The sequence below is a fragment of the Dinoroseobacter sp. S76 genome, assembly GCF_049801095.1.
Classification (GTDB): Bacteria; Pseudomonadota; Alphaproteobacteria; order Rhodobacterales; family Rhodobacteraceae; genus Dinoroseobacter.
The window spans coordinates 123571-149951 of sequence record NZ_JBNAGH010000002.1; the positions used below are offsets into that span (position 1 = coordinate 123571).

A 26381-nucleotide genomic window follows, 5' to 3' on the forward strand; every position below is an offset into this window, starting at 1 on the left:
TCATGGCTGTGTCCAGACGGCGATCCCGGCGGCCTCTGCCCGGCGCGTGACCTCGTCCCGGTCGAGGAGGAGCACGGCCCCCGCTTCCAGGGCGATCCCGCTCAGACCCGCTGCGGCGGCAGCAGTGATCGTGTCGGGCCCGATGGTCGGCATATCAACGCGCAGGTCCTGGCCCGGCTTTGCGCGCTTGACAAAGACCCCCGGCAGTTTTGCAAGCTGAGCGCGACTCTGGGCAACAAAGCCGAGCATCGCGTCCGTGCCCTGGAGCGTCTCGATCCCCAGACACAACCCGCCCGCCACAACGCAGCCCTGCCCCAGATCGAGCGGGCCGAGCGTCGTGAGGATCTCGGTGCCCCGGCGGGCATCAGTGCGCTCTGCCTCAGTCGGCGCGCGCGTCACAGGACCATCGGCCAGAAGTTCCGGCGCCAGGTCGTGGGCTCCGCGCACCGCAAGCCCCGCCTCCTCGAAGATCGCGATCACTTCCCGGAGGAGCCGGTCATCCCCCTGCCCGATCACCTTCATCAGGCGCGGCACCAGCTTCAGGCTGAGCGGATGCAGTTTGGCCATATCTACCGGCGGGCGTTGCATGGCACCTGCAAAACAGACCTCGGTGATCCCGGCCTTGCGCATGTCCCGCAGAAGACGGCCCAAAGCCTCGACCCGAAACAAGGTGACATCCGGCAAATCCGGCGCAAAGCCTTCCAGCGCATAGACCCGGAACGGGCGCCCGGCCTGGCCGAGCGTCTCGGCCAAAGCCAGCGGTAACCCGCCGCGTCCCGCGACCAGCGCCAGCATCAGCGCGGCGTCAGGAAGGAGCGGTCGCTATCGGCGAGGATGAAGGCCACGATCTCGCGCACATAATCGCTCTCGGTTTCGTCGCCGAGCCTCGCCGCGCGATCCATGAAGGCGCCTTCGCCCTGGGCGAGCATCTGAAAGGCGGCCCGCAGGGCGGTGATGTCCTTGCGCGCGACACCACGGCGCTTCAGCCCCACGAGGTTGAGCCCGTCCAACTCGCCGCGCGGCCCTTGCACGAGGCCGTAAGGCATCACGTCATTGGTCACCATGGAAACCGCGCCGATAATGGCGCCCCGTCCGATCCGCACCCATTGGTGGATCCCGGAAAGGCCGCCGACGATCACGTCATCGCCGATATTGCAGTGACCTGCGACGGCCGAGTTGTTCACCAGGATCACCCGGTCGCCGATGATCGCGTCATGGGCTACGTGGCAGCCCGCCATGAAGAGCCCGTCATTGCCGATCTGTGTGACGCCGCCGCCACCCTCGGTGCCGGTATTCATGGTCACATGCTCGCGGATCCGGTTACGCTCCCCCACCACGAGGCGTGAGCGTTCGCCCGCGAATTTCAGGTCCTGAGGGATCTCGCCGATGGTGGCGAAGGGGAAGATGACCGTCTCATCGCCGATCTCGGTCCAGCCTGTGACCACCGCATGGCTCTTGATCTCAACCGCGCGGCCAAGCGTAACCTCGGGTCCGATCACGCAGAGCGGGCCGATCTTGCAGTCGGGGCCGATCGTGGCGCCGCCCTCGATGACCGCGCTCGGGTGGATCTGAGCGCTGGGATCGATCCCGCTCATGCGGCGTCCTTCGGCAGATCCATCATGGCGGTGAACTCGGCCTCGGCGGCCAGCTCCCCATCCACCGTGGCCTTGCCCGCGAACTTCCAGACCTTGCCCCCGGGCTTGCCGCGCAGGGCCTCGACCGACAGCTCGACCACATCGCCGGGCACCACCTTGCGGCGGAACTTGCACTTATCGATTCCCATGAAATAGACCAGCATGTCCTGATCCGCGATATCCATGGAGATCCCCACCAGCAGGGCTGAGGTTTGGGCCAGAGCTTCGATGATCAGCACGCCCGGCATGATCGGCTCACCCGGGAAATGGCCCTGAAAATGCGGCTCGTTGAAGGTGACATTCTTGATGCCCGTAGCCGATTTGAACGGATCCATGGCGACGACCTTGTCCACCAGCAGGAACGGATAGCGATGGGGCAGGATCCGTTGGATCAAATCAATATCCGCGGTTCGGACGATCTGCGGCTCCGGTGTCGCCGTGTCAGTCATGCCTGCTCTCCTCGATGTCTTGGGTCGTCTGGTGAGGTTTCGCCTAGCAAGCCCCGCGCCCTGTGACAAGGGAGCCGGTGGCGCAGGCTACTCCGCGGTGGGGGTCTCAGCCTCTGGCGCGGGCGGATCCGTCTCCAGCGCGTCGGGCGGCAGGGCCGTGCCCGCCTGGGCTTCCATCTCCGCCAGAGCGGCATTGACCCGGGCGATCGCCTCGTCGGTCACGTTGATCCGGTCATCTGAGAGAAACACCTGGCGCTGATCGAGGAATACGTAGGCCCCGTATTCGGACAGAAGCCCACCAAGGACCGGCAGCACAAGTTCCAGAAACCGCTGCCGCTGGCGGTCGCTCTCGGCCACGAGCTGCTGGGACTTGGCGTCCTGCTCTTCGCGGAAGCGGGACACCTGGGTATCGAACGCGTCGGCAGCTTCCCGAAAGGCCTCGGGCGTCATGGTCGGGCGCGCCTCGGTCAGTGCGCGCTCCTTCTCCACGAGATCCGCCTCGATCTGCCGGTTTTCGCGCGCCAGTTGGCGGGACGCCTCCTCGAGCGCGCGGTTGAGTTCCACCCCAAAGGTGCTTTCCGCAAAGAGACGATCCTGATCGAGGACCAGAACACTGCTGCGGATGTCTTGCTGCGCGGCACTCCCACCGGCCCATGCCAGCATCAGCCCGGTCAGGACGCCAAAGGTCGCGCGACGATGCGAAGGACGCATGCGCGCCACCTCAGAAGCGGGTCGAGATAGTGAAGTCGAAATTGTTCTCTTCGTCGAAGTCTTCTTTCTTCACCGCACGCGAGAAGTTGAAGCGCAGGGGACCGATTGCGGTGTCCCAGAAGACCGAGATCCCGATGGATGACCGAAATCGCAGGCTGTCATCGACTTCGACGCCATCAAAACCAACCGTATCATCCAGATCCCAGACAGAGCCAACATCGAAGAAGGCCCCGAATTCGATCCCGTATTCCTCGGGCAGACCCAGCGGGAACTCAGCCTCAAATCGCGCAACTGCATAGTGATTGCCGCCCAGAGCGTCTTCGTTCGGGGCCGCGAGGTCGCGCGGTCCGGTACCGTTGGAAGCGAACCCGCGCAGCTGCGACCGTGACAGGAAGAAACGGTCCGTCACATTCGGTGCACTATCGCCGATCGGCGTGATCGTCCCACCCTCGATTGCGGCGCGCAGCAAGATGTCTTCGTTGAAGAAACGCCGCTCCGCGATGGCGCGGGCCTCGGTGACCACGAAGCTGTTGTCACCCCCAACACCTTCCAGGCTCTGCCCGAAACTCAGGAGCACGCCCGCCGTCGGGTTGAGGCCCGACCGGCGTGTGTCGAAACTATAGGTGTAGCCGATACGGGCGCCGGTTTCCTTGCCGATCTCACGGAGCAGGATGGGCGACGACAGCTCCTCATCTAGATCCGAAAGTTCCGTCTCGAAATAACCGACATTCAAGCCGAGACGACCGTTTTCGCTCACCGGGAAGGACAGACCGAAATCAATACCCGCCCGGTCAATGTCAAACTCGCGGTTCGAGTTATCGGAGCTGGTGACGCCGATCGTTGTCGAAAAGCGCAGATCCCGCGAGAGGAAGGACGGCTCCACAAAGTTGAAGCTCACATTCTGATCGCCAGAGGTCCCATCAAAGCTGAGGGACACTGTCTGGCCGCGCCCCAGAAAGTTCCGCTCAGTAAGTGCGACGACGAGGCCAAACCCGTCCTCGACCGAGAACGACCCGCCGAAGGAGAGCGACCCCGTGGGCGCCTCTTCAACATTCACATCCACAATGACCGTGTCATCAGATGAGCCGGGGCGGGTGTCCACATCCGCGTTGGCAAAGTATCCGAGCGCCCGGATCCTGTCCGCCGCTTGCCGGATCTCCCGCGGGTTGAACGGATCCCCTTCCACAGTGTCGAACTGGCGACGGATCACGCGGTCGAGCGTTGTGGCATTTCCTTCGATGTCGATGCGTTCAACGAAGACCCGCGGCCCGCGTTCCAGCACGAAATTCACATCGAGCGTGCCTTCGAGATCATTGCGGCTCACGCGCGGCGAGACCCGTACAAAGTTCAGCCCTTGCTGCAAGGCGAGCCGCTCCAGGCGCGTGATCGTCCGATCAACCTTGGCAGGCGAATAGATCTCTCCCGGATCCAGATCGATGGCCGCGATATAGGAGTCGATATCCACCTCGCGCAGATCGCTACTGGCCGTCAGCTCCCCTATGCGAAACTGCTGGCCTTCGCGTAGGGTGAAGGTGACGAGCACTGCATCCCGCTCACGGGACAGCTCGGGCGCCACGGAGAGCACCTGGAAATCCACATAGCCGCGTGACGTGTAGAAATCCGTCAGAAGCTGTCGGTCAAACTCGATCCGGTCTTCGATGAAGCTGTCCGCGCGAATGACCTGGCGCAGGAAGCTGGCTTCCTTCGTGGCGAGAACCCGGCGCAGGCGTCGATCCGAATAGACCCGGTTGCCGACGAAACTGATCCGCTCGTTCTCAACGACCGCGCCCTCGGTGACTTCAAAAACCAGATCGACGCGGTTGTCGCTGCGGCGGATGATGACCGGGGTCACCGTGGCGGCCAGTCGACCGCTCACACGGTAGGCCTCGACAATCGCGGCCGCCCCGGCTTCGGCTATGGCTGGGTTGTACACTTGGCGTGGGCCCGCCTCGATCAAGGGGAGCAGAACATCGTCGTCCAGACGCCGGTTCCCCTCAACCGCGATCTGGTTGATCGTGGGGTACTCGACCACGTCAATCACCAGCGTGCCACCCCGGGGCGTGATCTCGACGGATTCGAAGAGGCCCGAGGCCTGGATGCGGTTGAACGCGTCGTTCAACTCGCCCGCGGTCACAGTCTGGCCCCGGTCGATCTGCGCAAAGCTCAGGATCGTCGCGGCCTCGATCCGCTGGTTGCCGTTAATCTCAACCCGGTCAAAGCGAAAATCTTGCGCCGCACCCATATTTGGGGCGCTGACGCTCAGCATCATACCAAGGAATGTAGCCATCAGGACGCGTAACGCGGACGTGCCCAACCTCGGAATCCAGCTAATCATAGAATCTGCCCCGCACCTTGCCTGTCCTTGTCCCGTAGCCGGAACAGCGGGGATTGTCAAAAAAACGCCGGGCTTTCTTGCGAGTTTTCGCGTGTCCTTCTGCCGCGCGGCCTGGCCCCGCTCGGGGCGGCAGGCCACCGCGTTAGGGGCAGAAGAGATCGTTGCTCAGCGCAAAGACCATCAAGGTCAACAACATGGCGAGCCCTGCGGTCATCATCACCCGGAGCGCCTTGTCGCTGGGCGGACGTCCGGTGACGGCCTCATAGGCATGAAAGACCAGATGGCCGCCATCCAGAACTGGCACCGGGAAGAGGTTCAACATACCCACCGCCGTGGACAACACCGCGATGAACCAGATGAACTGGTCGAGCCCTTGGGACGCCACAGCACCCGAGGTTTCGGCGATCCCGATCGGGCCGGAGATATTGCAGGTGCTGATCGCGCCCGTGATCATGTGCCAGAGCCCCGAGAGCGACGAGCGGATGATGAAGATCATCTGCTCCACCCCCTGCCACAGGGCGGCGAAGGGACCCGGCGTTACTGTCTCGGGCTCAAAGAACATGCCCCCGGTGATCCCGATCAGCCAGCGGGTCTCAAACCCGCCTTCGGGCAGGGGCAGATCCATGCGGCGCGGTGCGACGGCAATCGTCAGCTCCGTGCCACTGCGCCAGACCTGCATTGCAAGTTCCGCTCCGGCAGAGGCCTCGACCGCCTCGCGCAGATCTTCGAACGCATAGACCGGCGTGCCATCGATGGCGATGATCACATCGCCCACCTCGAAGCCCTCATCCATCGCCGCGCTGCGCGGCTGCAGCCCGGAGACCAGCGGCGGCATCAGGTACGGCCCCGTCACATCGCGGGTCGATCCGTCGCGATCCACCGTGTAGGTCAACTCCGGCTGACGTGGCAGGGTCTCCCGCAGGGCATTCAGCGCGACATAATCAGGCGTCGCCTGCCCTTCGATCGCGGTGATGACATCGCCGCTGCGCAGCTCGGAATTGGCCACGGGCACATCTACCAGCGCGCCAATCGTCGGACGCTCGGTCGCGGTGCCCTGCCAGAAGATCATGGAGCCAAAGACCACAATCGACAGAATGAAGTTGAAGACCGGCCCGGCCGCCACGGTCGCCGCCCGCTTCCAGAGCTTCGCGCCATGCATGGTCCGCGACAACTCCGCCTCCGACAGGGCGCCCATCGCCTCGCCATCCTTGCCGCTGGCCGCGTCGCTATCCCCGAGAAACTTCACATAGCCGCCGAAGGGCAGTGCTGCGACCTGCCACTGGGTGCCGCGCTTGTCGACCCGGCTATAGAGCACCGGCCCAAAGCCCAGGGAAAACACCTCCGCATGGATCCCGCACCAGCGCCCGACGATGTAATGGCCGTATTCGTGAATGGCGACGATGATGCTGAGGGCGACCACGAAGGCGATCACGGTGAAAGCGAGCCCGCCAAAGGAGGGGATCAGTCCGACAAGGTCCAAGAGATGTCCTTCGCTAGATGCTGTCTTCAGCGGTTTGACGCGCGGGCCGCAGCCTCGCGTGCGGCCATATTCCTTGCGAGATGGTCCACTTCCGCGACGCAATCAAGGCTTTGTGGTGGAATCGACAGACTTGTGTCCCGGTCCATCCCCTCCAGTGTCGCCTCGACCACCGCGGCCATGTCGAGAAATCCGATCTGTTCGGCGATAAACGCATCGAGCGCGGCCTCTTTCGCGGCGTTGAACACCGCACCCGCGCGCCCGCCCGTAGCCATGACCTCGCGCGCGAGACGCAGGGCCGGGAAGCGCAGTTCATCCGGACGCTCAAAGCTGAGATTGCCAATGGCTGCGAGATCCAGCCGTGCCACGGGCAGATCGCGCCGCTCCGGCCAGTGGAGCGCATAGCCGATCGCGTGGCGCATATCGGGCGCACCGAGATGGGCCATCAAGGCGCCATCCTTGAAGCCGACCAACGCATGGACAATGGATCCGGGATGCACCACGGCCTCGATCCGCTCAGGGTCGATCCCGAAAAACTCTCGTGTTTCAATGAGCTCCAGCGCCTTGTTGAACATGGAGGCACTGTCGATGCTGATCCGTTGACCCATATCCCAGTTCGGATGCGCCACGGCCTCGGCCAAGGTCGCCTTGGCAATCGCATCGAGAGGCCAGTCGCGGAACGGGCCCCCGCTGGCCGTGATGACGATCCGTTCGACCGCCTCCATATCCTCGCCCACCAGCGCCTGAAACACGGCCGAATGCTCGCTATCCACGGGCAGGATCCGGGCGTCATGGGCGCGCGCCTCGGCCAGTAGGAGCGGACCGGCGGTCACAAGACTTTCCTTGTTCGCCAGCGCCAGGGACCCGCCATGGCGCAAGGCCGCAAAGCCGGGATAGAGACCGGCCGCCCCGACAATCGCGCTCATCACCCATTCCGCAGGCCGATCCGCCGCATCACAGAGCGCTTGGGCCCCGGCGGCAACCTCCACCCCTGAGCCTGCGAGCGCCGCGCGCAGATCCTCGAGCCGGTCCTCATAGGCGGTGATGGCGATATCCGCCTGCAATTTGCGGGCCTGTTCGGCCAGAAGCGCGATATTGCCGCCACCGGACAGGGCCACGACATCATAGGCCGCAGGATCCCGCTCGATCAGATCAACCGTGTTCTGGCCGATGGAGCCGGTGGACCCAAAGATTGAGATGCGTCGTGCCATGCTGTCGTCTCCCCCCCGCGTCTTGTTACAGGGGGAGCGGCGGGAAATCGATGATCTGTTCGACCAGCAGCAGAAGAACCGAGGCGCCAAGCATTCCGTCGAACCGGTCCAGCAAGCCGCCATGCCCCGGGATCAGGGCAGAACTGTCCTTGACCCCGGCCCGGCGCTTGAGCGCGCTTTCCGTGACATCGCCCATCTGGCTTGCCATGGCGAGCGCGATGGAAATCCCGATCAACTCGGAGCCCGCAATGGTCTGGGTCATGAAGATCCAGCCGACGATCCCGGCCCCGATCCAGCCCGCGCCCGTGCCCGACCAGGTTTTCTTGGGGCTGACCTTGGGCCAGAATTTCGGCCCGCCGATGATCCGGCCCGCGAAATACCCGGCCACATCCGTGACCACGACAACGAGCACGAGCCAGAGCATCCAGATCATGCCGAAATCCTGCCGCAGCACCCAGAGACCCAGACCGGCCACGCCGATAAAGGCGGTGTAGAGGGCAAAGACCCGGCGGGAGCTTTCGAACCTCCCGACCCCGATCATCGCCGGCAGCAGTAAGAGCGGGAGCGCAAAGCCCAAGGGCAGCACCGCGCAGGAGGCCAGCGCCGCCCCGGCAGCCGTGGCCACGACCACCGCCCCGCGTTGGTCTTCGGGGGCGATCATCCGGGCCAGTTCCCAGACCATGGCCCCGACCACCAATGCGAGCAGAAGAAGAAAGAGCGTCCCGCCGACCCAGATCGCCGTCACGCCCACCGCGACCATGACCACTGCCGAGCCGAGGCGCGGCAAGAGGTCGTCGAAGCTGGCCTTGGCTGGCATTCAGGCGGGGTCCGCAGGCTCAGGCAATCGCGCCGAAGCGACGCGAGCGGCCTCCGAAGCGGTCGACCACTTCGGCAAAGATCTCGGGCGTGAAGTCGGGCCAGAGCGTGTCGATGAACTCATATTCCGCATAGGCCGACTGCCAGAGCAGGAAGTTCGAGATGCGCGCTTCGCCCGAGGTGCGGATCACCAGATCCGGGTCCGGCAGCACGCAAGTATCGAGGTAATGGGTCAGCGTGGTCTCATCTACGCTCTCGGCGTCGAGCCGTCCGGCGGCCACCTCTTGCGCGAGGCGCTTGGTGGCACGGGCCACCTCGTCCCGCCCGCCATAGTTCAGCGCGATGGTCAGGTTGACCCGCGTGTTATGGGCGGTCAGTTCCTCGACCTCATCCATCAGGTCGCGCAGTTTCTCATCGAGCCGCACGCGGTCGCCGATGAAGCGCACCCGCACGCCTTCGCGCAGAAAGCCCTGCATTTCCTTGCTGATATAGCGCCGGAAGAGGCTCATGAGGCCCGAAACCTCGCTCTGCGTCCGCTTCCAGTTCTCGGTCGAGAAGGCAAAGATCGTCAGATACTCGATCCCGAGATCCGGGCAGGCCTCGACCACCGCGCGCACCCGGCGCGCCCCGGCCTGGTGCCCGAAGAGCCGCGGGCGTCCGCGCTCCTGTGCCCAGCGGCCATTGCCATCCATGATGATCGCGACATGGCGGGGGCCGCCATCGCCACCAGAGGCCTTAAGCTGTGTCTGTGCTGCCTTTTGCATCTTCGTCTCGCTTTCGCTGCCTCCCGATTTGATCCAGAGCCCGCCCGGAGGCGGACCGTCGCCCGATCAGACCTGCATGATCTCCGCTTGCTTGGTCTCCAGGGCGTCATCGACTTTCTTGATCTCGGTATCGGTCAAGGCCTGAACCTCGTCGGACCAGATCTTGTGGTCGTCCTCGCTCATCCCGTCGGCTTTGAATTTCTTGAGCTGATCCATCCCGTCCCGGCGGACATTGCGGATCGAGATCCGGGCATTCTCGGCGTATTGCGCGGCCACCTTGGTCAACTCGCGACGACGCTCTTCGTTGAGCTCCGGAATCGGCAGCATGATGATCGTGCCATTGAGCTGCGGGTTGATGCCCAGCCCGCTCTCGCGGATGGCCTTCTCGACCTTGCCGACAAGACCCTTGTCCCAGACATTCACCGTCACCATGCGCGGTTCGGGCACGTTCACGGTGCCGACCTGGTTGATCGGGGTCTTCTGGCCATAGGCATCCACCATCACCGGCTCCAGCATGGAGGCCGAGGCCCGCCCGGTGCGCAGGGAAGCGAATTCCGTGCGCAGGCTGCCAATGGCGCCGTCCATCCGGCGGGCCAGATCGTCAATATCAAGGTCGAAGTCTTCGTCGGACATGTAAGTCTCTTGGTTCGTGTCGCTGTCATCTGCCAAGGGCTTTGTATACCCGGCGACGCGCAGATGTATAGCAACCAATCATGACAAGTGTTGCGGTGTCGCTAACAGATGGGCCGATTTCAGCCGGCATTGACCACCGTATAGGTGCCCTCGCCCGCCAGAATACCTCGGAACCCGCCGGGCTCATCAAGGGAAAACACGATGATCGGCAGCTTGTTGTCCCGCGCCAGGGCAATCGCGGAGGCATCCATCACGCCCAGATGCTGGGCAAGGCAATCGTCATAGCTGATCTGGTCAAACCGCACCGCATCCGCGTGTTTGACAGGGTCCTTGTTATAGACGCCATCCACCTTGGTGCCCTTGAAGATGGCCTCACAGGACATCTCGTTGGCGCGCAAGGTCGCGGCCGTGTCGGTGGTGAAATAGGGGTTGCCGGTCCCGGCCGCGAAGATGCAGACGCGCGCCTTCTCCAAGTGGCGGACCGCACGGCGGCGGATATAGGGCTCACAGACCTGATCCATGGGGATCGCGCTGATCACCCGCGTATGGATGCCCAGCCCCTCGAGCGCGGCCTGCATGCCAAGCGCGTTCATGACCGTGGCGAGCATGCCCATATAGTCCGCGGTCGTCCGCTCCATCCCCTGGGCGCTGCCCTGAAGGCCGCGGAAGATGTTGCCGCCGCCGATCACCATGCAGATCTCGACGCCCAGATCATGGACCGACTTCACCTCTTGCGCGATGCGCTCGACCGTCGGCGGATGCAACCCGAACCCCTGAGGCCCCATCAGCGCCTCCCCCGAGATCTTGAGCATAACGCGCTTGTATTTCGTCGCGTTTGGGGCGGCATCGTCCATGGGGTGACCTCTGTCTTGTCTCCGGAGCGGAATTGCGCGCAAAATGATCCTATTCCGCGCCGGGATCAACGGCGAAACCGCCGCGCCCCGCGTGATTGCCCAAACCCGGTTCCCAGATGCCGCATCTCGATCTCTCGCAGCTCTCCGCAGAGCAGCCCGTGCTGATCGCGGGCCCGACGGCCTCGGGCAAGTCTGCCCTCGCGCTGGAGATCGCCGCGCGGCAAGGCGGGATGATCGTGAATGCCGATGCGTTGCAGGTCCATGACGCCTGGCGCGTGCTGAGCGCGCGCCCGGGCGCGGAGGATCTGGCCGCAGCCGAACACAAGCTCTATGGCCATGTCCCGCTTGGTGCGCCCTATTCCGTAGGTCATTGGCTGCGTGAGGTGGCGCAGTTGCAGAATCATGGCGGTGCAAGGTTGATTATTGTCGGAGGCACAGGGCTTTACCTAACGGCTCTCACCCAAGGTTTGAGCCCGATTCCAGAGGTCCCGGCGGAGATTCGGGCACAAGCGGATGCGCTGCGCCTGGAGGATCCGGCGGCTATGGCGGCGGAATTGCGGGCGCGCGACCCGGCAACCAGCGCCCGGATCGACATGGCCAACCCGATGCGGGTGCAGCGCGCCTGGGAGGTCTTGGCGGCAACAGACAAACCCCTGGCCACCTGGCAGGACGAGACCCCTGCGCCTGATCTGCCCCTTGCTGAGGCGGCGGCTTACGTGATCGACGCGCCCAAGGACTGGCTCACCCCGCGCATCGCGCTGCGTTTTGAGCAGATGCTCGCCGATGGCGCCCTGGACGAGGCGCGCGCCGCCCTGCCCCATTGGGACCCCACCGCGCCCTGGGCCCGCGCGATCGGTGCGCCAGAGCTGATCGCCCATCTGCGCGGCGAGATAAGCCTCGACGAGGCGCGCGAAGCGGCGATCATCGCCACACGACAATATGCCAAGCGGCAACGCACCTGGTTTCGGGCGCGCATGAAGGCCTGGACACAGCTGCCCGCATAATCCCGCCCATGGCGCAGAGCGCTCTAGCCCTAGTCCCGCGCAATGGTTAACCTTTTGCCATGACTGCGCCTGATCTACCCGTCTCTGTCACACCCTTGGCCGCGATCCTGCAGCGCGGGCGCTGGCGGCTGAGGGATCTGCATGCGGACCCGAATCCGGCGCTTTATGTGTTCACCAGGGGCCAGGGGCGCGTCTTTGTCGATGGCAAGACGCGGGGACTGACCGGGCCCTGCTACCTCTATATCCCGGCCCGCGCGACCACACGCTTTGCCTTTCCGGTACAGGTCTTCGGCACCAAGCTGAGCTTTACCCCCGAGATCGCCGAGGCGCTGCCGCAAACCGCGCTGCTCTTGCGCAACCCGACTGGCGCCGTACAGGCCGATCTCGCCTGGATGCTGGCGCGGATCGAGGCGGAAGGGCGCAGCGGAACCGAGGATGCCAGCGACGCGATCAGCGCCTGTGGCCGCCTTCTGGCCCTCGAGATCGCGCGGCTGCACCGGCAGGACGGCGCGCCGCTTTGGGCCACGAGCAAATCCGAACGGCTCGTGGCCGAGTTCATGGGGTTGATCGAGGCGGATCTGGCCGAACGCCCCTCAAACCAACCCTCGGTGGCGGGCTATGCGGAGCGCTTGGGGATCACGCCCACACATCTGACCCGGGTCTGCCAGTCTGTGGCGGGTACAGGCGCCTCGGCACTGCTTCAGGATCGGGTACTGTCCGAGGCACGCTGGCGCCTCGCGGACACGCCCAACCCCGTGCATCAGATCGCCGACGCGCTGGGCTATGGTTCGGCGGCCTATTTCGCGCGCAGCTATGGCGCGCGCATGGGCCAGCCCCCCAGCGCGGATCGCCTCGCCCTGCGGCGCGGGTAACGCATCCCGCAAGGTGACCCTAGGTCAAAGCGCTTCGGATTCGCCGGGCTTGGTTCGGCCATGTCGTTTTTGTGCAGTGTCAATGTCGTTTTTTTACCCTCTAAACCCGTTTCCGGGTGTTGACCGGCTCCGGAGAATGGGGCGTCATGGCGGCACACGCAAATATCGCCCTTGGGGACCTGCCGCCCAAAGCGCTCCTGAACGGAGTGCATTCGCGCGCCCCGGGACGATGCTCGCGCCATAAAAATGATTGTGTCTCAGGGGGAACTGACAAGATGACACTCACGACAATCCACGGGAATGCCATGCACCCGGCGGTGGAGATGTATGCCGAGGACTGCCGCCAGGGCACCATGTCCCGGCGGGAGTTCCTGACCCGGGCCTCGGCTTTGGGCGCGACCTCCGCCGCGGCCTATGCCTTGATCGGTGTCACCCCAGCCGAGGCTGCCGGGCATGGCGCGACCCCGGCCATGGGCGGCACGCTGCGCATTCAGCATCTGGTCAAGGCCATGAAGGAACCACGGACCTATGACTGGTCCGAACTGGGCAACCAGACCCGCGGCTTTCTCGAATATCTGGTGTCCTACAACGCGGACGGGACCTTCAGCCCCATGCTTCTGGAAAGCTGGGAGGTAAACGAGGACGCCACGGTCTATGTCCTGAACGTGCGCCCGAACGCGACCTGGAACAATGGCGACCCCTTCACTGCCGAGGATGTGGCTCGCAACATCGCCGGTTGGTGCGACACGAGCCTCGAGGGCAACTCCATGGCCGCGCGCTTCTCCGGGCTGATCGATGCGGAGACCGGACAGGCGCGCGACGGGGCAATCACTGTTGATGGGGATCTGACCGTCACCCTAAACCTCTCGGCGCCGGATATCACGGTGATCGCGAACATGTCGGACTACCCGGCGGCGATCACCCATGCGAGCTATGATGGTGGCAACCCGTTCGATCACGGCATCGGGACGGGTCCGTTCCGCCCGGTGAGTTTCGAGACCAATGTCCGCGCCGTGCTGGAGCGCGCCACGGACCACACCTGGTGGGGCACCGAGGTCTATGGCGGCCCCTATCTCGATCGGGTCGAGTTCATCGACTACGGCACGGATCCGGCCACATGGTTCGCCGGGGCCGAGGCCGAAGAGGTGGATCTGACCTACGAGACAACAGGCGATTTCGTCGACCTCTTCGACGCCATTGGATGGACCGGGACCGAGGCCGTGACCGGCGCGACGGTCGTGCTGCGCCCGAACCAGGCAGCCGAGGTTGACGGCGTGACCCCCTATGCCGATGCCGCCGTGCGCCGCGCCATGGCGCAAGCCGTGGACAACAACGTGCTGCTGGAGCTGGGCTATAACAATCTGGGCACGGTGGCCGAGAACCACCATGTCTGCCCGATCCACCCGGAATATGCCGAGATCCCGGCCCCGGTCTATGACCCGGCTAGTGCCAAGGCGGCGATGGAGGCCGCGGGGCTCGGCGATTTTGAGCATGTTCTGATCACTCCGGATGAAGAGTGGCTGTCGAGCACCGGCGCCGCCCTTACCGCGCAGTTCCGGGATGCCGGGCTGAATATCGAGCATCGCATCCAACCCGGCGCCACCTTCTGGGGCGACTGGACCAAGCATGCCTTCTCGACAACCTCCTGGAACCATCGCCCGCTCGGCGTACAGATCCTGGCGCTGGCCTATCGCAGCGGCGAGGCCTGGAACGAAACCGCCTTCAGCAATGCTGCGTTTGACGAAGCGCTTGCCGAGGCCATGGCGATCTCGGACGCCGATGCCCGCCGCGAGAAGATGGCGGTGATCCAGCAGATCCTGCGCGATGAAGGGGTGATCATCCAGCCCTTCTGGCGGTCGCTCTACAACCACCACCGGGGCGATGTGGTGAATGCCGAAAAGCATCCGAGCCACGAGATCCACCTCCACAAGATCGGCTTCAGCGCCTAGGCGCAGATCCGGTTCATCCCGACAGATCCGGGGCCGCCCGTGCGCGGCCCCGATGCCCTTGAGCGGGCCCGTCCGGGGTCTTGACCACAGCACGAAAGAGAGGTCCGGCTCATGCTCGCCTTCATTCTGCGCAGGACTGGCGTGGTCGCGCTCACCGCCCTCTGTGTGACCTTCATCGTCTTTGCGATGACCAATCTGCAGCCCAATCTGGAGAAGGTCGCCAAAAGCCAGGGCTCGGTCCGCATGACCGATGCGGAGGTCGAGAGCTGGCTGACCCGGAACGGCTATGACGCGCCCATGCTCATGCGCTATGGCGAATGGCTGGGGCTGGTGCCCGGCTGGACCCAGACCGATGCGGAGGGTGGTACGCGCGGGCGCTGCATCGAAGGCACGCTGCCTGCGGGTGAAGCCCCCGACCAGACCCGCTGCGGGATCCTGCAGGGCGATTTCGGCACCTCCACCGTGTTTCGCGCCGATGTGGGCGGGGTGATCGCGGAGCGGTTGGCGCTCACGGGCAAGCTGATGTTCTGGGTGATGGTGGTCATGGTGCCTTCGGCTTTGCTGGTCGGGGTTCTGGCCGGAATGCGGGAGGGGTCGCGCACCGACCGGACCCTGTCGACCTTCTCCATCGCGACCACGGCGACGCCGGAATATGTCTCGGGCGTGGTGCTGGTGGTGCTCTTTGCCTCCTCGACCTCGGGGCTGTCGCCAATCCTCGCCGAATGGGGCTGGATCGACGGGCGCACCATGCTCAAGGGCTCCGCGTCCTCGGCAGCGGAGGATGCCACGTTGGAAAACTTCACCCTGCCGGTGATGACCATGGCGCTTTATGGCATGGGCTATATCGCGCGGATGACCCGTGCTTCCATGGCCGAGGTGATGACCGCGCAATACATCCGCACCGCGCGGCTCAAGGGCGTGAGCTTTCGCAACATCGTGGTGAAGCACGCCCTGCGCAATGCGCTGATCGCGCCCTTTACCGTGATCATGCTGCAATTCCCCTGGCTGCTGACCGGGGTCGTAATCGTCGAAACCCTGTTCAACTACAAAGGCTTCGGCTGGACCCTGGTGCAGGCGGCCTCGAACAACGATATCGAGCTGCTCTTGTCCTGCTCGGTGGTGGCCGTGGTCGTGGTGCTGGTGACTCAGCTGATTTCCGATATCGGCTACGTCTTCCTCAACCCCCGCATTCGGATCGCGTGAGGAGAGAAGGATATGGACCCCATGACCACACTCGAGATCTGGACCAAGGCCTTTGTGCAATTCATGCCGGTCTGGGTCGCGCTGACCTCAACCTTCCTGCTCTCGACCGCCTATAAGCGGCGGCTCGGGCTTTACGGCAAGCTCTTTGACAGCCCGATCGGCATGGTCGGTTTCGGGATTGTCATGTTCTGGGTCTTTACCGCGCTCTTTGCGGATCTGATCGTGACTCATGACCCGCTCGACGTGGTGTCGGGGATGAAGAACAAGGCGCCGGGAACGCCCCTGCCCTCGGGCTCGGACGGGTTCAGCCACTATATCTTTGGCGGCGACAATCTCGCCCGGGACGTGTTCAGCCGCATGGTGATGGGCGCGCGCGAGGTCCTCAAGATCGCACCGGCGGCGACTCTCTTTGCCTTCATGGTCGGGATCGTGCTCGGCTTACCCGCAGGGTATTTTGGCGGGCGGCTCGATACGGTGCTGAGCTTTGTCGCCAATCTGGTGCTGGCTTTCCCAGTGATCCTGCTCTTTTACCTGCTGGTCACGCCGGAAATCGTCGCCACGGGCATCCCGGTCTATATGGCAGCGGTGCTGTTTCTCTTTCCGATCCTGTTTCTGCTGGTGCTCTGGCATTCGCGCTATTTCACCCAGCCGGGCAAGCGGAACCTCTATGTGGGTCTGACGGTGCTGATCGGCGGGTGGCTCTATCTCGGACTGGCCTTTGACGCGGATCCGCTGGGTCTGATCTCCATGCCGCCCAATGTGCTGATCGTCTTTGTCTCGGTGGTCTTCGTGAACTCGCCCACGGTGTTCCGGATCGTGCGAGGCATTGTTCTGGACATCCAGACCCGGGACTACGTAGCCGCCGCCCAGACCCGGGGCGAGGGTCCGTGGTACATCATGCTCTGGGAGATCCTGCCCAATGCCCGCGGCCCTCTGATTGTCGATTTCTGCCTGCGGATCGGCTATACGACGATCCTTCTGGGCACACTTGGGTTCTTTGGGTTGGGCGTGAGCCCCGAAAGTCCCGATTGGGGCTCCACGATCAATGAGGGGCGCCGCCTGCTGTCGGTCTATGCCCATCCGGCGCTGGCCCCGGCGCTCGCGCTGATGAGCCTTGTGCTGGGCCTGAACCTGCTGGCCGATGGGCTGCGCGAAGAAAGCCTGAAGGATTGAGGCGGATGGGAACGCGTGCCCTTTCTGGACCGGATGCCGGGCGTGAGGCGACCCGCGGGGGCCAGCCCCCGCACCCCCGGAGTATTTCAGGAACAATGAAAGACAGGTGGAAGAGATGACCGAGCCCTATGACGGCCCCATTCTCGAGATCGAGAACCTGTCGATTTCCTTTTTCACACGGCTGCGCGAGATCCCGGCGGTGATGGATTTCTCCTGCACGGTCATGCCCGGAGAGGCCATGGGCCTCGTGGGCGAGAGCGGCTGCGGAAAATCCACCGTGGCGCTGGGCGTGATGCAGGACCTGGGCGTGAACGGGCGGATTGTTGGGGGGACGATCAAGTTCAAGGGGCGGGACCTGAACAGCATGTCGTCCGAGGAGTTGCGCTGGATCCGGGGCAAGGACATCGCCATGATCTACCAGGAGCCCATGGCGAGCCTGAACCCGGCCATGCGGATCGGCAAGCAGCTCATGGAAGTGCCGATGATCCATGAAGGAGTGTCGGAGGCCGAGGCCTACGTGCGCGCGCTGGAGGTGGTGACGGATGTGCGCCTGCCGGACCCGGAGCGCATGCTGAACAGCTTTCCTCACCAGCTCAGCGGGGGGCAACAGCAGCGCATCGTGATCGCCATGGCGCTCATGGCGAACCCGGCGCTTTTGATCCTCGACGAGCCGACCACGGCGCTGGATGTGACGGTCGAGGCTGCCGTGGTCGATCTGGTCAAGGATCTGGGCAAGAAATACGGCACCTCGATGCTCTTTATCTCCCACAATCTCGGGCTGGTGCTGGAGACCTGCGACCGGCTTTGCGTGATGTATTCCGGCGAGGCCGTGGAGACCGGCTCGATCGCGGATGTGTTTGACCGGATGCAGCACCCTTACACGCAGGCGCTTTTCCGGTCGATCCCGCTGCCGGGCGCGGACAAGACCGCGCGCCCGCTCGTGGCGATCCCGGGGAACTTCCCCCTGCCCCATGAGCGGCCCAAGGGCTGCAATTTCGGGCCGCGTTGCGCCTATTTCGAAGCTGGGCGCTGCGATACGGGCGCGGTGCCTATGGCGGAGATCCTTGGCGATGACCGCCATGACACGCGCTGTGTGCGGTTCGATGAGATCGACTGGACTGCCCCGATCGAGACCACGGCGCAGAGCGCCAAGCCCGCTCCGGGGCCGGTGGTGCTGAAAATGGAGAACCTCAAGAAATACTACGAGGTCGCGGCCTCCGCGCTCTTTGGTGGGTCCAACACGAAGGTGGTCAAGGCCAATGAGGACCTGACCTTCGAAGCGCGGGAGAGCGAGACCCTGGCGATTGTCGGCGAGTCCGGCTGTGGCAAGTCCACCTTTGCCAAGCTGCTCATGGGGCTCGAGACCGCGACCGAGGGGCGGATCCTGCTGGACAATTGCGAGATCCAGAACACCGAGATCGAGCAGCGCGATACCGGGACCGTGGCAGATGTGCAGATGGTGTTTCAAAACCCCTTTGACACGTTGAACCCTTCCATGACGGTCGGGCGGCAGATCATCCGGGCGCTTGAGATCTTTGGCGTCGGGGACAGTGATGCCGCCCGGGAGGAGCGGATGCTCCGCCTGCTTGATCTGGTGAAGCTGCCCCGGGCCTTTGCGGACCGGATGCCACGGCAGCTCTCGGGCGGTCAGAAGCAGCGCGTGGGCATTGCCCGCGCCTTTGCCGGGGATGCCCGGATTGTGGTGGCCGATGAGCCGGTCAGCGCGCTCGATGTCTCGGTGCAGGCGGCGGTGACAGACTTGCTGATGGAGATCCAGCGCGAGAACAAGACCACGCTGCTCTTTATCTCCCATGATCTCAGCATCGTGCGCTATCTCAGCGACCGGGTGATGGTGATGTATCTCGGCCATGTGGTGGAGCTCGGCACGACGGAAGAGGTCTTCGCCCCGCCCTATCACCCTTATACGGAGGCCCTGCTATCGGCGGTGCCCATTGCGGACACGACGGTGGAGAAGGAACGGATCGTGCTGGAGGGCGACATTCCCTCGGCCATGAACCCGCCGCCGGGCTGCCCGTTCCAGACGCGCTGCCGCTGGAAGACCGAGGTGCCGGAGGGGAAATGCGACCGGGAGGTGCCCCCGACCCGGATCTCCGAGACAGGGCATCAGATCAAATGTCACCTCTCGGAGGCGGTGCTGGCGCGCATGACCCCGGTGATCAAGATCGCGGCGGAGTAGACCCGGCGCTTTCCGCGCGAAAGCGAGCGATCCAATCAGCGCTCTCTGCATCCGCCAAGCGCGCAGTGGGGATCGCGACCTGTTCCGCGGCAGCAGGATCGCGCCCCAGATGGGCGAGCACCTGCGCCAGAACGCCCTGAGGGTCCTGCGCCAGGCTCTCATAGGTGAGCCGTAGGGGCATGATGCCTTCGCGTGCGAACCATAGGCGCCAGTCTTCTTCGAACCGGGACAGCTCCGCCAGATGCGCCGCGATCGCGTCGTGATCATAACGCGGGGGTGCCGGCGGTGCGGTGCGCTCAAGCTCCCGGCCGTCCGCATGGGCGTGCCAGAGCCCGCTCTGCTCCGCCCGGACGCGCGAGACGGCTTGGGCGAGCTTGTCCTCCCGGCTGAGATGTAAAAAGCTGAGCGGGCCGAAAGCCGCCTCAAGCCGCGCATGGTCCGAAGGTTGATCCGGGAGAAGCTGCGCGAGCTGGTCCATAAAATAGGGGAAACTTCCGCGCTGCATCCGCAGGCCGAAGCACGCGGTCTCGCCGCGACCTCGTGCGATCCCTGCATCGAGAACAGCCTGCAGGGCCGCGCGCCTTGATGGGAACGTCGTGTCTGCCAGCCCGTAAACCTCCAGCCACCGAGTGAGCGACGGGGTGTGGAAATGGGAGTTTGGGTGCCCGGCCACACCGGTTGCTGTCAGCATCCGGCACAGCAGCGTGCTTCCGCTGCGCGGCGAGGTACAAAGGATATAGGCGCGCGCCGGGTTGGACATGGGGTCTGGTAGATTGGTGATCTTGGACACCCTGCCCGCGATCACGCCGTGGAGCAATCGCTTCGCTCTGCCTGCAAAGCTGTTCGCTGCGCGCAGCACATCGCATCCCGCATGGCGAGGAAGCCTCCGTGCGGCAGCTCGCCCCACTGCCCGCCAGAGCGCTGGGACACGGGCGCATGCGCCAGAGGCGGAGCGCGATCGCGTGCGATCCTCTGACCTCTCCGCCCGCATCCGCGCAGAAACCGACGCTTCATGTCGGGAACGGACGTGACCAAGCCCCTCCTCGCCCCCGACCCTCTGGGGGCACGGCAAGGAGGCAGGACATGGAAACTCATACGCGGGTCTGCGTCATCGGAGGCGGCGTCGTCGGATGCTCGGTCCTTTACCACCTGACCAAGCTCGGCTGGTCGGACGTGATGCTACTGGAGCGCTCCGAGCTGACCTCGGGCTCCACATGGCATGCGGCGGGCGGGTTCCACACGCTCAATGGCGACACGAATATGGCCGCGTTGCAGGGCTATACGATCGGACTCTACAAGGAGTTGGAAGAGATCACGGGCATGTCCTGCGGTCTCCACCATGTGGGCGGGATCACCTTGGCCGACACGCCGGAGCGGTTTGACATGCTCAAGGCCGAGCGCGCCAAGCACCGCTATATGGGCCTGCATACGGAGATCCTCGGGCCCGATGAGATCAAGGAGATGGCTGAGCTTGTGAACACCGATGACATTCTCGGTGGGCTCTATGATCCGCTGGATGGCCATCTGGACCCGTCCGGCACCACGCATGCCTATGCCCGTGCCGCCAAGATGGGGGGCGCGCAGATCCACACCCACACCAAGGTGACCGCGACAAGGCCGAACCAGGATGGGACCTGGACCGTTGAGACCGACAAGGGCACGGTGATGGCCGAGCATGTGGTGAATGCGGGCGGCCTCTGGGCGCGGGAGGTTGCGGCCATGGCAGGGATCTATTTGCCGCTGCTGCCCATGGCGCACCAATACATCGTCACCGATGACATCCCGGCGATCTATGAGCGCGACAGCGAGTTCCCCCATGTGATCGATCCCGGTGGCGAAAGCTATCTGCGTCAGGAAGGGCGCGGGCTCTGCATCGGGTTCTACGAGAAACCCTGCGAGGCCTGGTCCGTCGACGGCACCCCCTGGGATTTCGGCCATGAGTTGCTGAACGACCAGTTCGAAAAGATCGAGGACAGCATCGCCTTCGCCTATAGGCGGTTCCCGGTGCTCGAGACCGCAGGCGTCAAATCCGTGATCCACGGGCCCTTCACCTTTGCGCCTGACGGGAACCCCCTGGTCGGGCCCGTGCCGGGGCTGCGCAATTACTGGTCCGCCTGCGCGGTCATGGCCGGGTTCAGCCAGGGGGGCGGTGTTGGCCTCGCGCTGGCGCAATGGATGATCGAGGGTGAGACCGAGCGCGATCCACGGGCTATGGATGTCGCCCGGTTCGGGCGCTGGACGACCCCGGGCTACACGGTGCCCAAGGTGATCGAGAACTACCAGAACCGCTTTTCCGTGAGCTATCCGAACGAGGAACTGCCCGCCGCGCGCCCGTTCCGCACCACGGCCATGTATGACATCTGGTCCGAGAAAGGGGCCGTCTTCGGCCAGACCTATGGGCTCGAAGTGGTGAACTATTTCGCCCTGCCCGGGGAGCCGCGTTACGAGACGCCGAGCTTTCGCCGCTCCAACGCCTGGGAGGCCGTCAAGGCCGAAGTCGCCGCCGTGCGCGGCGCGGTGGGCATCAACGAGTTGCAGAATTTCGGCAAGTTCCGGGTGACGGGACCGCGCGCCCGCGCCTGGCTCGACCGGATCATGGCCGGACGGATCCCGGAGCCCGGCCGCCTTTCACTCACCCCGATGCTGGCCCCGTCCGGCAAACTGATCGGGGATTTCACCGTCTCCTGCCTGCACGAGACGGAGTATCAGCTCACCGCCTCCTATGGCGCGCAGGATCAGCACCTGCGCTGGTTTGAGACCCATCTGGAGGCCGGCGTCACCGTCGAGAACATCTCGGATGCGCGGACCGGCTTCCAGATCGCAGGCCCCAAGGCGCGAGAGGTGCTGGCCGCCTGCACCCGCGCGGATGTCTCTGCAGAGGCGTTCAAATTCCTCGATCTGCGCCCCATGACCATCGGCATGGCCCAATGCCTCGTCCAAAGGGTGAGCTATACGGGCGATCTGGGCTACGAGATCTACTGCTCCCAGGCCGAAGAGCGCCACCTCTTCCACACGCTCTGGGCTGCGGGCGCGCCGCTGGGCATGCGGCCCTTCGGGATGCGCGCGATGATGTCCCTGCGCCTCGACAAGTTCTTCGGCGCCTGGAGCCGGGAATACTCACCGGATTACACGGCGGCGGAAACCGGGCTCGACCGCTTCATCAGCTTCAAGAAAGGCGCAGAATTTATCGGGCGCGCCGCCGCCGAAGCGGAGCGCGCGGCAGGACCGGCCCGCAAGCTTTGCGCCTTCGCGGTCAACACCGCCGATGCGGATGTGGTGGCCTATGAGCCGATCTCAATCGCAGGCGATGTGGTCGGTTTCTGCACCTCAGGCGGCTATGCCCATCATTCGCAGACGTCGATCGCGCTGGGCTTTCTGCCCACCGACCGGATCGCCGCGGATGTGGAGGCCAGCATCGAAATCCTCGGCACCCACTGCCCGGCAAAACTGCTGACGACACCGCTCTTTGACCCGGATGGCGCGCGCATGCGTGGCTAGCGCCCCTGTCTTAAGTCTCCAAATATCCGCACCGGAGGCTCCCACCACTGGCCAAACGCGCCACCAAAGGTCAGTCTTGCGCCCATGTCGGATATCACCCTGATCCTTGCCGCCGGGCAGTCGCGTCGCATGGCCGGGCGCGACAAACTGATGGAGCTTGTGGATGGCCGCCCGCTGGTGGCGCGGCAAGCTGCGCTGGCCGCGCGGGTCACACGGGATGTCCTCGTGGCTCTGCCCCCGCGCCCCCATGCCAGATACGCGGCGCTTGACGGTCTGGGCGTGACCGCGCTTTCGGTCCCCGAAAGCGCTGAGGGGATGGGCGGGACCCTGCGGGGGGCGGTCGCACGGCTGCCGAAAACCTGCACGGGTCTCTTGCTCCTCCTCGGCGACTTGCCCGACATCACGGAACAGGATCTGCGCGCCGTGCTTGCGGCGCGACAGGACGCGCCCGAAGCCCGGATCTGGCGCGGGACCACGGGGACCGGCGCGCCGGGTCACCCGATCCTCTTTGCCCCGTCCACCTTTCCAGATTTCGCGGATCTTACGGGCGATGAAGGCGGGCAATCTCTGATCGCGCGCCACCGGGACCACGTCCATCTCGTCCCCCTGCCCGGCAACCGCGCGCGCCGCGACCTCGACACGCCGGAGGACTGGGCGGCCTGGCGCGCGGAAACTCAGCGCTGAGGGTCGAACCCGTTCCGCTCGCGATCGCCGGAGGCGGCGCAATCAGCTGACAACACAGAGGGAGCGCCAAACTCGCTGACGCGCAACGCAGCGGCCAGATCTCCTACGCCCCACGTGCCTCCGCCCGTTCCGTTGCGACATGGCGGAGGATGCGAGCATAGGTCTCTTCGCCCTGAGCGCCTGTGACCAGATGCTGGCGGTCAAACACCATGGCGGGAACGCCGGTCACGCCGCGAGAGGTCCAGATCAGTTGATGATCCCGCACGGCCTTGGCCCGGGCACCGGTTGCCACGACCCGGCGCGCCTCCTCCGGGTCCAGACCGATCTCCGCCGCAACGCCGACAAGCACTTCTGGATCGTTCAAATCCTCCCGGCGCGTGAAAAACGCGCCAAACAGGGCCAGCTGCGCGTCATGCGCCTTGCCGTAGTCTTTGGCCCAGTCCACCAGCTGATGGGCGCGGAACGTGTTCACCATCCGCATGTCGTCCGCATAGTTGAAGGCAAACCCCAACGCCTCCCCCAGCGCGGTCAGGCGCGCGCGGGACTTGATCGAGCCTTCGCGTGTCGTGCCGTATTTCGCCGCCAGATGCGCACGCAGGTTCTCCCCCGCCTCGGCCATCTCGGGGTTCAACTCGAACGGGTGCCAATGGATCTCGACGGCCAGCCCGGTAACGCCGCTGGCCTTCTGCAGCTGGTAAAACCCGATCACGCACCAGGGGCAGACGACATCGGAAATGATATCCACGCGGATTGAGGTCTCGCTCATCATCTCAACTCTCCCAAGGCTCCGGCACGGCACGACCACAGGACGGACAGCGGCCCATCCGGGCATGCAACTCGGCCTCCACTTCCTGTCGGATCTGCAAGGCCACCCCGGGCGACAACCCGAGCGACCGGCGCAGAGCCTCGATTTCGCGCTCCTCCGCGTCGCAGATGAACCCATCGGCGAGCGCCGCGCGGAATTGGGCTTGCATATTGGACCGGCGGCGATGCAGCTGCTCATTCAACCCACTGGCCAGAATGCCCGCCGGCAAGGCGGCCATGCCGATCCCGAGCACTGTGATCACGGCACCAAAGACCTTGCCCGCCACAGTCACTGGCGTGACATCGCCATACCCCACGGTGGTCAGGGTCGCGACAGCCCACCACATCGCGGCGGGGATAGACCCAAAGGTCTCGGGCTGCGCCTGATGCTCCACCAGCCAGGCACCGCTTGCCGCAAGCACGAGCATCACCATCAGGATGAAGAACCCGGCGAAGAAGGCCCCGGCTTCCTCCTCAAAGACCGCGAGCAGCATCCCGAGCGCCGGAGAATAGCGCGTGAGCTTGAGCAGGCGCAGCAGCCGGAAGGCGCGCAATATCCGCAGATCCACGGGGACCAGCACCACGAGCAGCGCGGGCAGGATCGCCAGCAGATCGATGATCGCCACGGGGGAGAGCATCCATCTGCCGTGCGAGCGGAAGCGCGGATCCTCCGGCGCGCTCCAAAGACGCGCCACATATTCGAGGATGAAGATGGCGAGCGAGATCCCCTCGAAGAGGTCGAACGCCCCCTGCCAACGGGCATAGATCCCATCGACCGTCTCGAGGATCACCGCCGCCACATTGAGGGTGATCAATGCGATCAGAGCGCGTTCCAGCAGACGTGGTCCCGGCGCCTCGCGGTCGGGGCGTTCGAGCCACCAGTGAACCCGCGACCGGAGCGATGCAGTATCATTCATGCCGGAACCTCCGCCAGGCGCGGAAGACCGGGATGACAATCTGCGAAAACAGCGCCGTGCCCCAGAGCAGGTTGCCCACAAGGGCCGGAACATGGGGCACGATGAAGAAGGTCGCGATGGCCAGCACGATCCCGAAGAGACGCACATCCCCGCGCCCGAACTCTGACGCGACCCGGTGCTCGATCACGTGGCTCAGCCCCCAGAGCATCGCGATATAGCCCGCCAATCCGAAGCACCCGATGGCCGCATATTTGGTCGGATAGGGCTCCCAGAACCCGACCTTCACCTCCGCGGCCAGGGCCACGCCCACCATGACACCGCAGAGCATCAAGATGAGATGCGCCAGCCACCAGGTGATCAGCGTTGCGGGCCGGGTGTTCTTCGGCTTCCCGTTGCCAACGAAGTCGAAATAGATCCAGCACATGACGAACATGGCCACGCCGCCGATGACGAAATTGACCAGCACATCCGGCGCGGCCTTGTAGATCCCCTTCTCGGACAGGGTGACGACCAACTTGAAGAACCCCTCGCCCAGAACGATCAAGGTCAAAAGCGCAAAGCGCTCGGCCATATGCCCGGCCCGCGGCACGAAGCGCTCAAAGCGCAGAACCGAAAGCTTGGGGATCATGTAGACCAGCTGCGTGGCCACCATCGCCGCGGCAAAGGCCCAGTAGGCCAAGGGCTTGGGCAGAAAGGCGATAATCGCGAAGACGAGCGCGAAACAGGCAAAGTTGCGGATCTGGACGGTGCACATGGACTGGCTCGATGCGGTGATCCGACGGGCGCGCAGGTAGAGCGCCGCCAGCATCGCGCGGTTTGCCGCGAACCCCAGCACGAAGAAGGCCCACCCGCCCCCATTGATGGCCGGAATGGCGGCGGCCATGAACATCAGCGTGCAGATCATCACCGCCATGATCACCCGGTGCCAGACATCCGTGCTGACATAGATGGAGTTGAAAATGCTCAGCTCCCCCCAGGCATACCAGAGCGCGATGAAGAGACCGGCGAAGACCAGAAACCCCTGGGGATCCAGATGGTGCGACAGGTAATTCCCCAGAAGGAAAATCGTCACCACATGGATCAGATCGTAGAAAAGCTCCGTCCAGTGGACATGCTCATGGGCGTGATCGAGATCCTGGTGATGCTGCGGCTTGCGCCACATGGGATGATCGTGGAGTGCCATGGGATCGGCTCCT

At 64.4% G+C, this 26381-nt stretch carries 23 protein-coding genes; 8 read left to right on the forward strand and 15 right to left on the reverse strand.

Going from position 1 to position 26381, the window contains the following annotated elements; translation table 11 throughout:
• From ACP153_RS06380 to pyrH, 11 genes are all read right to left on the reverse strand, one after another.
• Positions 1–795, reverse strand: a complete 795-nt coding sequence (locus ACP153_RS06380) for an LpxI family protein (protein WP_424970146.1) — start codon at positions 793–795, stop codon at positions 1–3.
• Positions 795–1595: an acyl-ACP--UDP-N-acetylglucosamine O-acyltransferase gene (gene lpxA / locus ACP153_RS06385; protein WP_424970147.1), complete on the reverse strand. Its 801-nt coding sequence runs from the start codon at positions 1593–1595 to the stop codon at positions 795–797. Before lpxA ends, ACP153_RS06380 begins: the two co-directional genes overlap by 1 nt.
• Positions 1592–2083: a 3-hydroxyacyl-ACP dehydratase FabZ gene (gene fabZ / locus ACP153_RS06390; protein ID WP_424967372.1), complete on the reverse strand. Its 492-nt coding sequence runs from the start codon at positions 2081–2083 to the stop codon at positions 1592–1594. Before fabZ ends, lpxA begins: the two co-directional genes overlap by 4 nt.
• Positions 2084–2170: 87 nt before the next feature.
• Complete coding sequence (locus tag ACP153_RS06395; protein ID WP_424970148.1) at positions 2171–2794, reverse strand: OmpH family outer membrane protein; 624 nt, start codon at positions 2792–2794, stop codon at positions 2171–2173.
• A 10-nt stretch (positions 2795–2804) separates the two neighbouring features.
• The gene (gene bamA, locus ACP153_RS06400; RefSeq protein WP_424970149.1) at positions 2805–5081 is read right to left on the reverse strand and encodes an outer membrane protein assembly factor BamA; all 2277 of its coding nucleotides are present in this window, start codon (positions 5079–5081) and stop codon (positions 2805–2807) included.
• 190 nt (positions 5082–5271) lie between these two features.
• Entirely contained in the window at positions 5272–6609 is a 1338-nt protein-coding gene (gene rseP, locus ACP153_RS06405) for an RIP metalloprotease RseP (protein WP_424970150.1), read from the reverse strand.
• Positions 6610–6635: 26 nt separating this feature from the next.
• Positions 6636–7817 (reverse strand): 1-deoxy-D-xylulose-5-phosphate reductoisomerase, encoded by a 1182-nt coding sequence (gene dxr / locus ACP153_RS06410; protein WP_424970151.1) that lies wholly within the window; start codon positions 7815–7817, stop codon positions 6636–6638.
• Between the two features lie 25 nt (positions 7818–7842).
• Positions 7843–8634: a phosphatidate cytidylyltransferase gene (locus ACP153_RS06415; protein ID WP_424970152.1), complete on the reverse strand. Its 792-nt coding sequence runs from the start codon at positions 8632–8634 to the stop codon at positions 7843–7845.
• A 19-nt stretch (positions 8635–8653) separates the two neighbouring features.
• Positions 8654–9397, reverse strand: a complete 744-nt coding sequence (uppS, locus tag ACP153_RS06420) for a polyprenyl diphosphate synthase (RefSeq protein ID WP_424970153.1) — start codon at positions 9395–9397, stop codon at positions 8654–8656.
• Between the two features lie 66 nt (positions 9398–9463).
• Positions 9464–10030 carry a ribosome recycling factor gene (gene frr / locus ACP153_RS06425; protein ID WP_424970154.1) on the reverse strand — a complete coding sequence of 189 codons (567 nt, stop codon included), beginning with the start codon at positions 10028–10030 and terminating at the stop codon, positions 9464–9466.
• A gap of 119 nt (positions 10031–10149) precedes the next feature.
• On the reverse strand, positions 10150–10884 hold the full coding sequence (pyrH, locus tag ACP153_RS06430; protein ID WP_424970155.1) for a UMP kinase: 735 nt from the start codon (positions 10882–10884) through the stop codon (positions 10150–10152).
• A gap of 116 nt (positions 10885–11000) precedes the next feature.
• On the opposite strand from pyrH, the gene miaA reads away from it, so the two are divergent.
• The 6 genes from miaA to ACP153_RS06460 all read left to right on the forward strand — a co-directional run bounded on the left by miaA (position 11001) and on the right by ACP153_RS06460 (position 19282).
• The gene (gene miaA / locus ACP153_RS06435; protein ID WP_424970156.1) at positions 11001–11888 is read left to right on the forward strand and encodes a tRNA (adenosine(37)-N6)-dimethylallyltransferase MiaA; all 888 of its coding nucleotides are present in this window, start codon (positions 11001–11003) and stop codon (positions 11886–11888) included.
• A 59-nt stretch (positions 11889–11947) separates the two neighbouring features.
• Complete coding sequence (locus ACP153_RS06440) at positions 11948–12760, forward strand: AraC family transcriptional regulator (protein WP_424970157.1); 813 nt, start codon at positions 11948–11950, stop codon at positions 12758–12760.
• A 275-nt stretch (positions 12761–13035) separates the two neighbouring features.
• Positions 13036–14709, forward strand: coding sequence for an ABC transporter substrate-binding protein (locus ACP153_RS06445; protein ID WP_424970158.1), 1674 nt, complete (start codon positions 13036–13038; stop codon positions 14707–14709).
• Between the two features lie 111 nt (positions 14710–14820).
• Positions 14821–15912, forward strand: coding sequence for an ABC transporter permease (locus ACP153_RS06450; RefSeq protein WP_424970159.1), 1092 nt, complete (start codon positions 14821–14823; stop codon positions 15910–15912).
• Positions 15913–15924: 12 nt separating this feature from the next.
• Positions 15925–17085 (forward strand): ABC transporter permease, encoded by a 1161-nt coding sequence (locus tag ACP153_RS06455; RefSeq protein ID WP_424970160.1) that lies wholly within the window; start codon positions 15925–15927, stop codon positions 17083–17085.
• A 115-nt stretch (positions 17086–17200) separates the two neighbouring features.
• Positions 17201–19282, forward strand: coding sequence for a dipeptide ABC transporter ATP-binding protein (locus ACP153_RS06460; protein WP_424970161.1), 2082 nt, complete (start codon positions 17201–17203; stop codon positions 19280–19282).
• On the opposite strand, the gene ACP153_RS06465 is transcribed toward ACP153_RS06460, so the two are convergent.
• Positions 19263–20072, reverse strand: a complete 810-nt coding sequence (locus ACP153_RS06465) for a Stf0 family sulfotransferase (protein ID WP_424970162.1) — start codon at positions 20070–20072, stop codon at positions 19263–19265. The genes ACP153_RS06460 and ACP153_RS06465 overlap by 20 nt on opposite strands.
• A 293-nt stretch (positions 20073–20365) precedes the next feature.
• On the opposite strand from ACP153_RS06465, the gene ACP153_RS06470 reads away from it, so the two are divergent.
• Both ACP153_RS06470 and ACP153_RS06475 read left to right on the forward strand, forming a co-directional pair.
• On the forward strand, positions 20366–22780 hold the full coding sequence (locus tag ACP153_RS06470; protein ID WP_424970163.1) for a GcvT family protein: 2415 nt from the start codon (positions 20366–20368) through the stop codon (positions 22778–22780).
• 84 nt (positions 22781–22864) lie between these two features.
• Complete coding sequence (locus tag ACP153_RS06475) at positions 22865–23464, forward strand: nucleotidyltransferase family protein (protein WP_424970164.1); 600 nt, start codon at positions 22865–22867, stop codon at positions 23462–23464.
• A 103-nt stretch (positions 23465–23567) separates the two neighbouring features.
• On the opposite strand, the gene ACP153_RS06480 is transcribed toward ACP153_RS06475, so the two are convergent.
• From ACP153_RS06480 to ACP153_RS06490, 3 genes are read right to left on the reverse strand one after another with little or no spacing between them, the layout of a single operon-like run.
• Entirely contained in the window at positions 23568–24230 is a 663-nt protein-coding gene (locus ACP153_RS06480; RefSeq protein WP_424970165.1) for a DsbA family oxidoreductase, read from the reverse strand.
• A gap of 4 nt (positions 24231–24234) precedes the next feature.
• Entirely contained in the window at positions 24235–25185 is a 951-nt protein-coding gene (locus tag ACP153_RS06485) for a potassium channel family protein (RefSeq protein WP_424970166.1), read from the reverse strand.
• Positions 25178–26368, reverse strand: a complete 1191-nt coding sequence (locus ACP153_RS06490; protein ID WP_424970167.1) for a low temperature requirement protein A — start codon at positions 26366–26368, stop codon at positions 25178–25180. The genes ACP153_RS06485 and ACP153_RS06490 overlap by 8 nt, the downstream gene beginning before the upstream one ends.
• Positions 26369–26381: the final 13 nt, after the last annotated feature.

Coding starts and splice junctions, on each gene's coding strand:
- ACP153_RS06380 (WP_424970146.1), bottom strand. CDS start 795: ATGCTGGCGCTGGTCGCGGGACGCGGCGGGTTACCGCTGGCTTTGGCC.
- lpxA (WP_424970147.1), bottom strand. CDS start 1,595: ATGAGCGGGATCGATCCCAGCGCTCAGATCCACCCGAGCGCGGTCATC.
- fabZ (WP_424967372.1), bottom strand. CDS start 2,083: ATGACTGACACGGCGACACCGGAGCCGCAGATCGTCCGAACCGCGGAT.
- ACP153_RS06395 (WP_424970148.1), bottom strand. CDS start 2,794: ATGCGTCCTTCGCATCGTCGCGCGACCTTTGGCGTCCTGACCGGGCTG.
- bamA (WP_424970149.1), bottom strand. CDS start 5,081: ATGGCTACATTCCTTGGTATGATGCTGAGCGTCAGCGCCCCAAATATG.
- dxr (WP_424970151.1), bottom strand. CDS start 7,817: ATGGCACGACGCATCTCAATCTTTGGGTCCACCGGCTCCATCGGCCAG.
- ACP153_RS06415 (WP_424970152.1), bottom strand. CDS start 8,634: ATGCCAGCCAAGGCCAGCTTCGACGACCTCTTGCCGCGCCTCGGCTCG.
- uppS (WP_424970153.1), bottom strand. CDS start 9,397: ATGCAAAAGGCAGCACAGACACAGCTTAAGGCCTCTGGTGGCGATGGC.
- frr (WP_424970154.1), bottom strand. CDS start 10,030: ATGTCCGACGAAGACTTCGACCTTGATATTGACGATCTGGCCCGCCGG.
- pyrH (WP_424970155.1), bottom strand. CDS start 10,884: ATGGACGATGCCGCCCCAAACGCGACGAAATACAAGCGCGTTATGCTC.
- miaA (WP_424970156.1), top strand. CDS start 11,001: ATGCCGCATCTCGATCTCTCGCAGCTCTCCGCAGAGCAGCCCGTGCTG.
- ACP153_RS06440 (WP_424970157.1), top strand. CDS start 11,948: ATGACTGCGCCTGATCTACCCGTCTCTGTCACACCCTTGGCCGCGATC.
- ACP153_RS06445 (WP_424970158.1), top strand. CDS start 13,036: ATGACACTCACGACAATCCACGGGAATGCCATGCACCCGGCGGTGGAG.
- ACP153_RS06450 (WP_424970159.1), top strand. CDS start 14,821: ATGCTCGCCTTCATTCTGCGCAGGACTGGCGTGGTCGCGCTCACCGCC.
- ACP153_RS06455 (WP_424970160.1), top strand. CDS start 15,925: ATGGACCCCATGACCACACTCGAGATCTGGACCAAGGCCTTTGTGCAA.
- ACP153_RS06460 (WP_424970161.1), top strand. CDS start 17,201: ATGACCGAGCCCTATGACGGCCCCATTCTCGAGATCGAGAACCTGTCG.
- ACP153_RS06470 (WP_424970163.1), top strand. CDS start 20,366: ATGGAAACTCATACGCGGGTCTGCGTCATCGGAGGCGGCGTCGTCGGA.
- ACP153_RS06475 (WP_424970164.1), top strand. CDS start 22,865: ATGTCGGATATCACCCTGATCCTTGCCGCCGGGCAGTCGCGTCGCATG.
- ACP153_RS06480 (WP_424970165.1), bottom strand. CDS start 24,230: ATGAGCGAGACCTCAATCCGCGTGGATATCATTTCCGATGTCGTCTGC.
- ACP153_RS06485 (WP_424970166.1), bottom strand. CDS start 25,185: ATGAATGATACTGCATCGCTCCGGTCGCGGGTTCACTGGTGGCTCGAA.
- ACP153_RS06490 (WP_424970167.1), bottom strand. CDS start 26,368: ATGGCACTCCACGATCATCCCATGTGGCGCAAGCCGCAGCATCACCAG.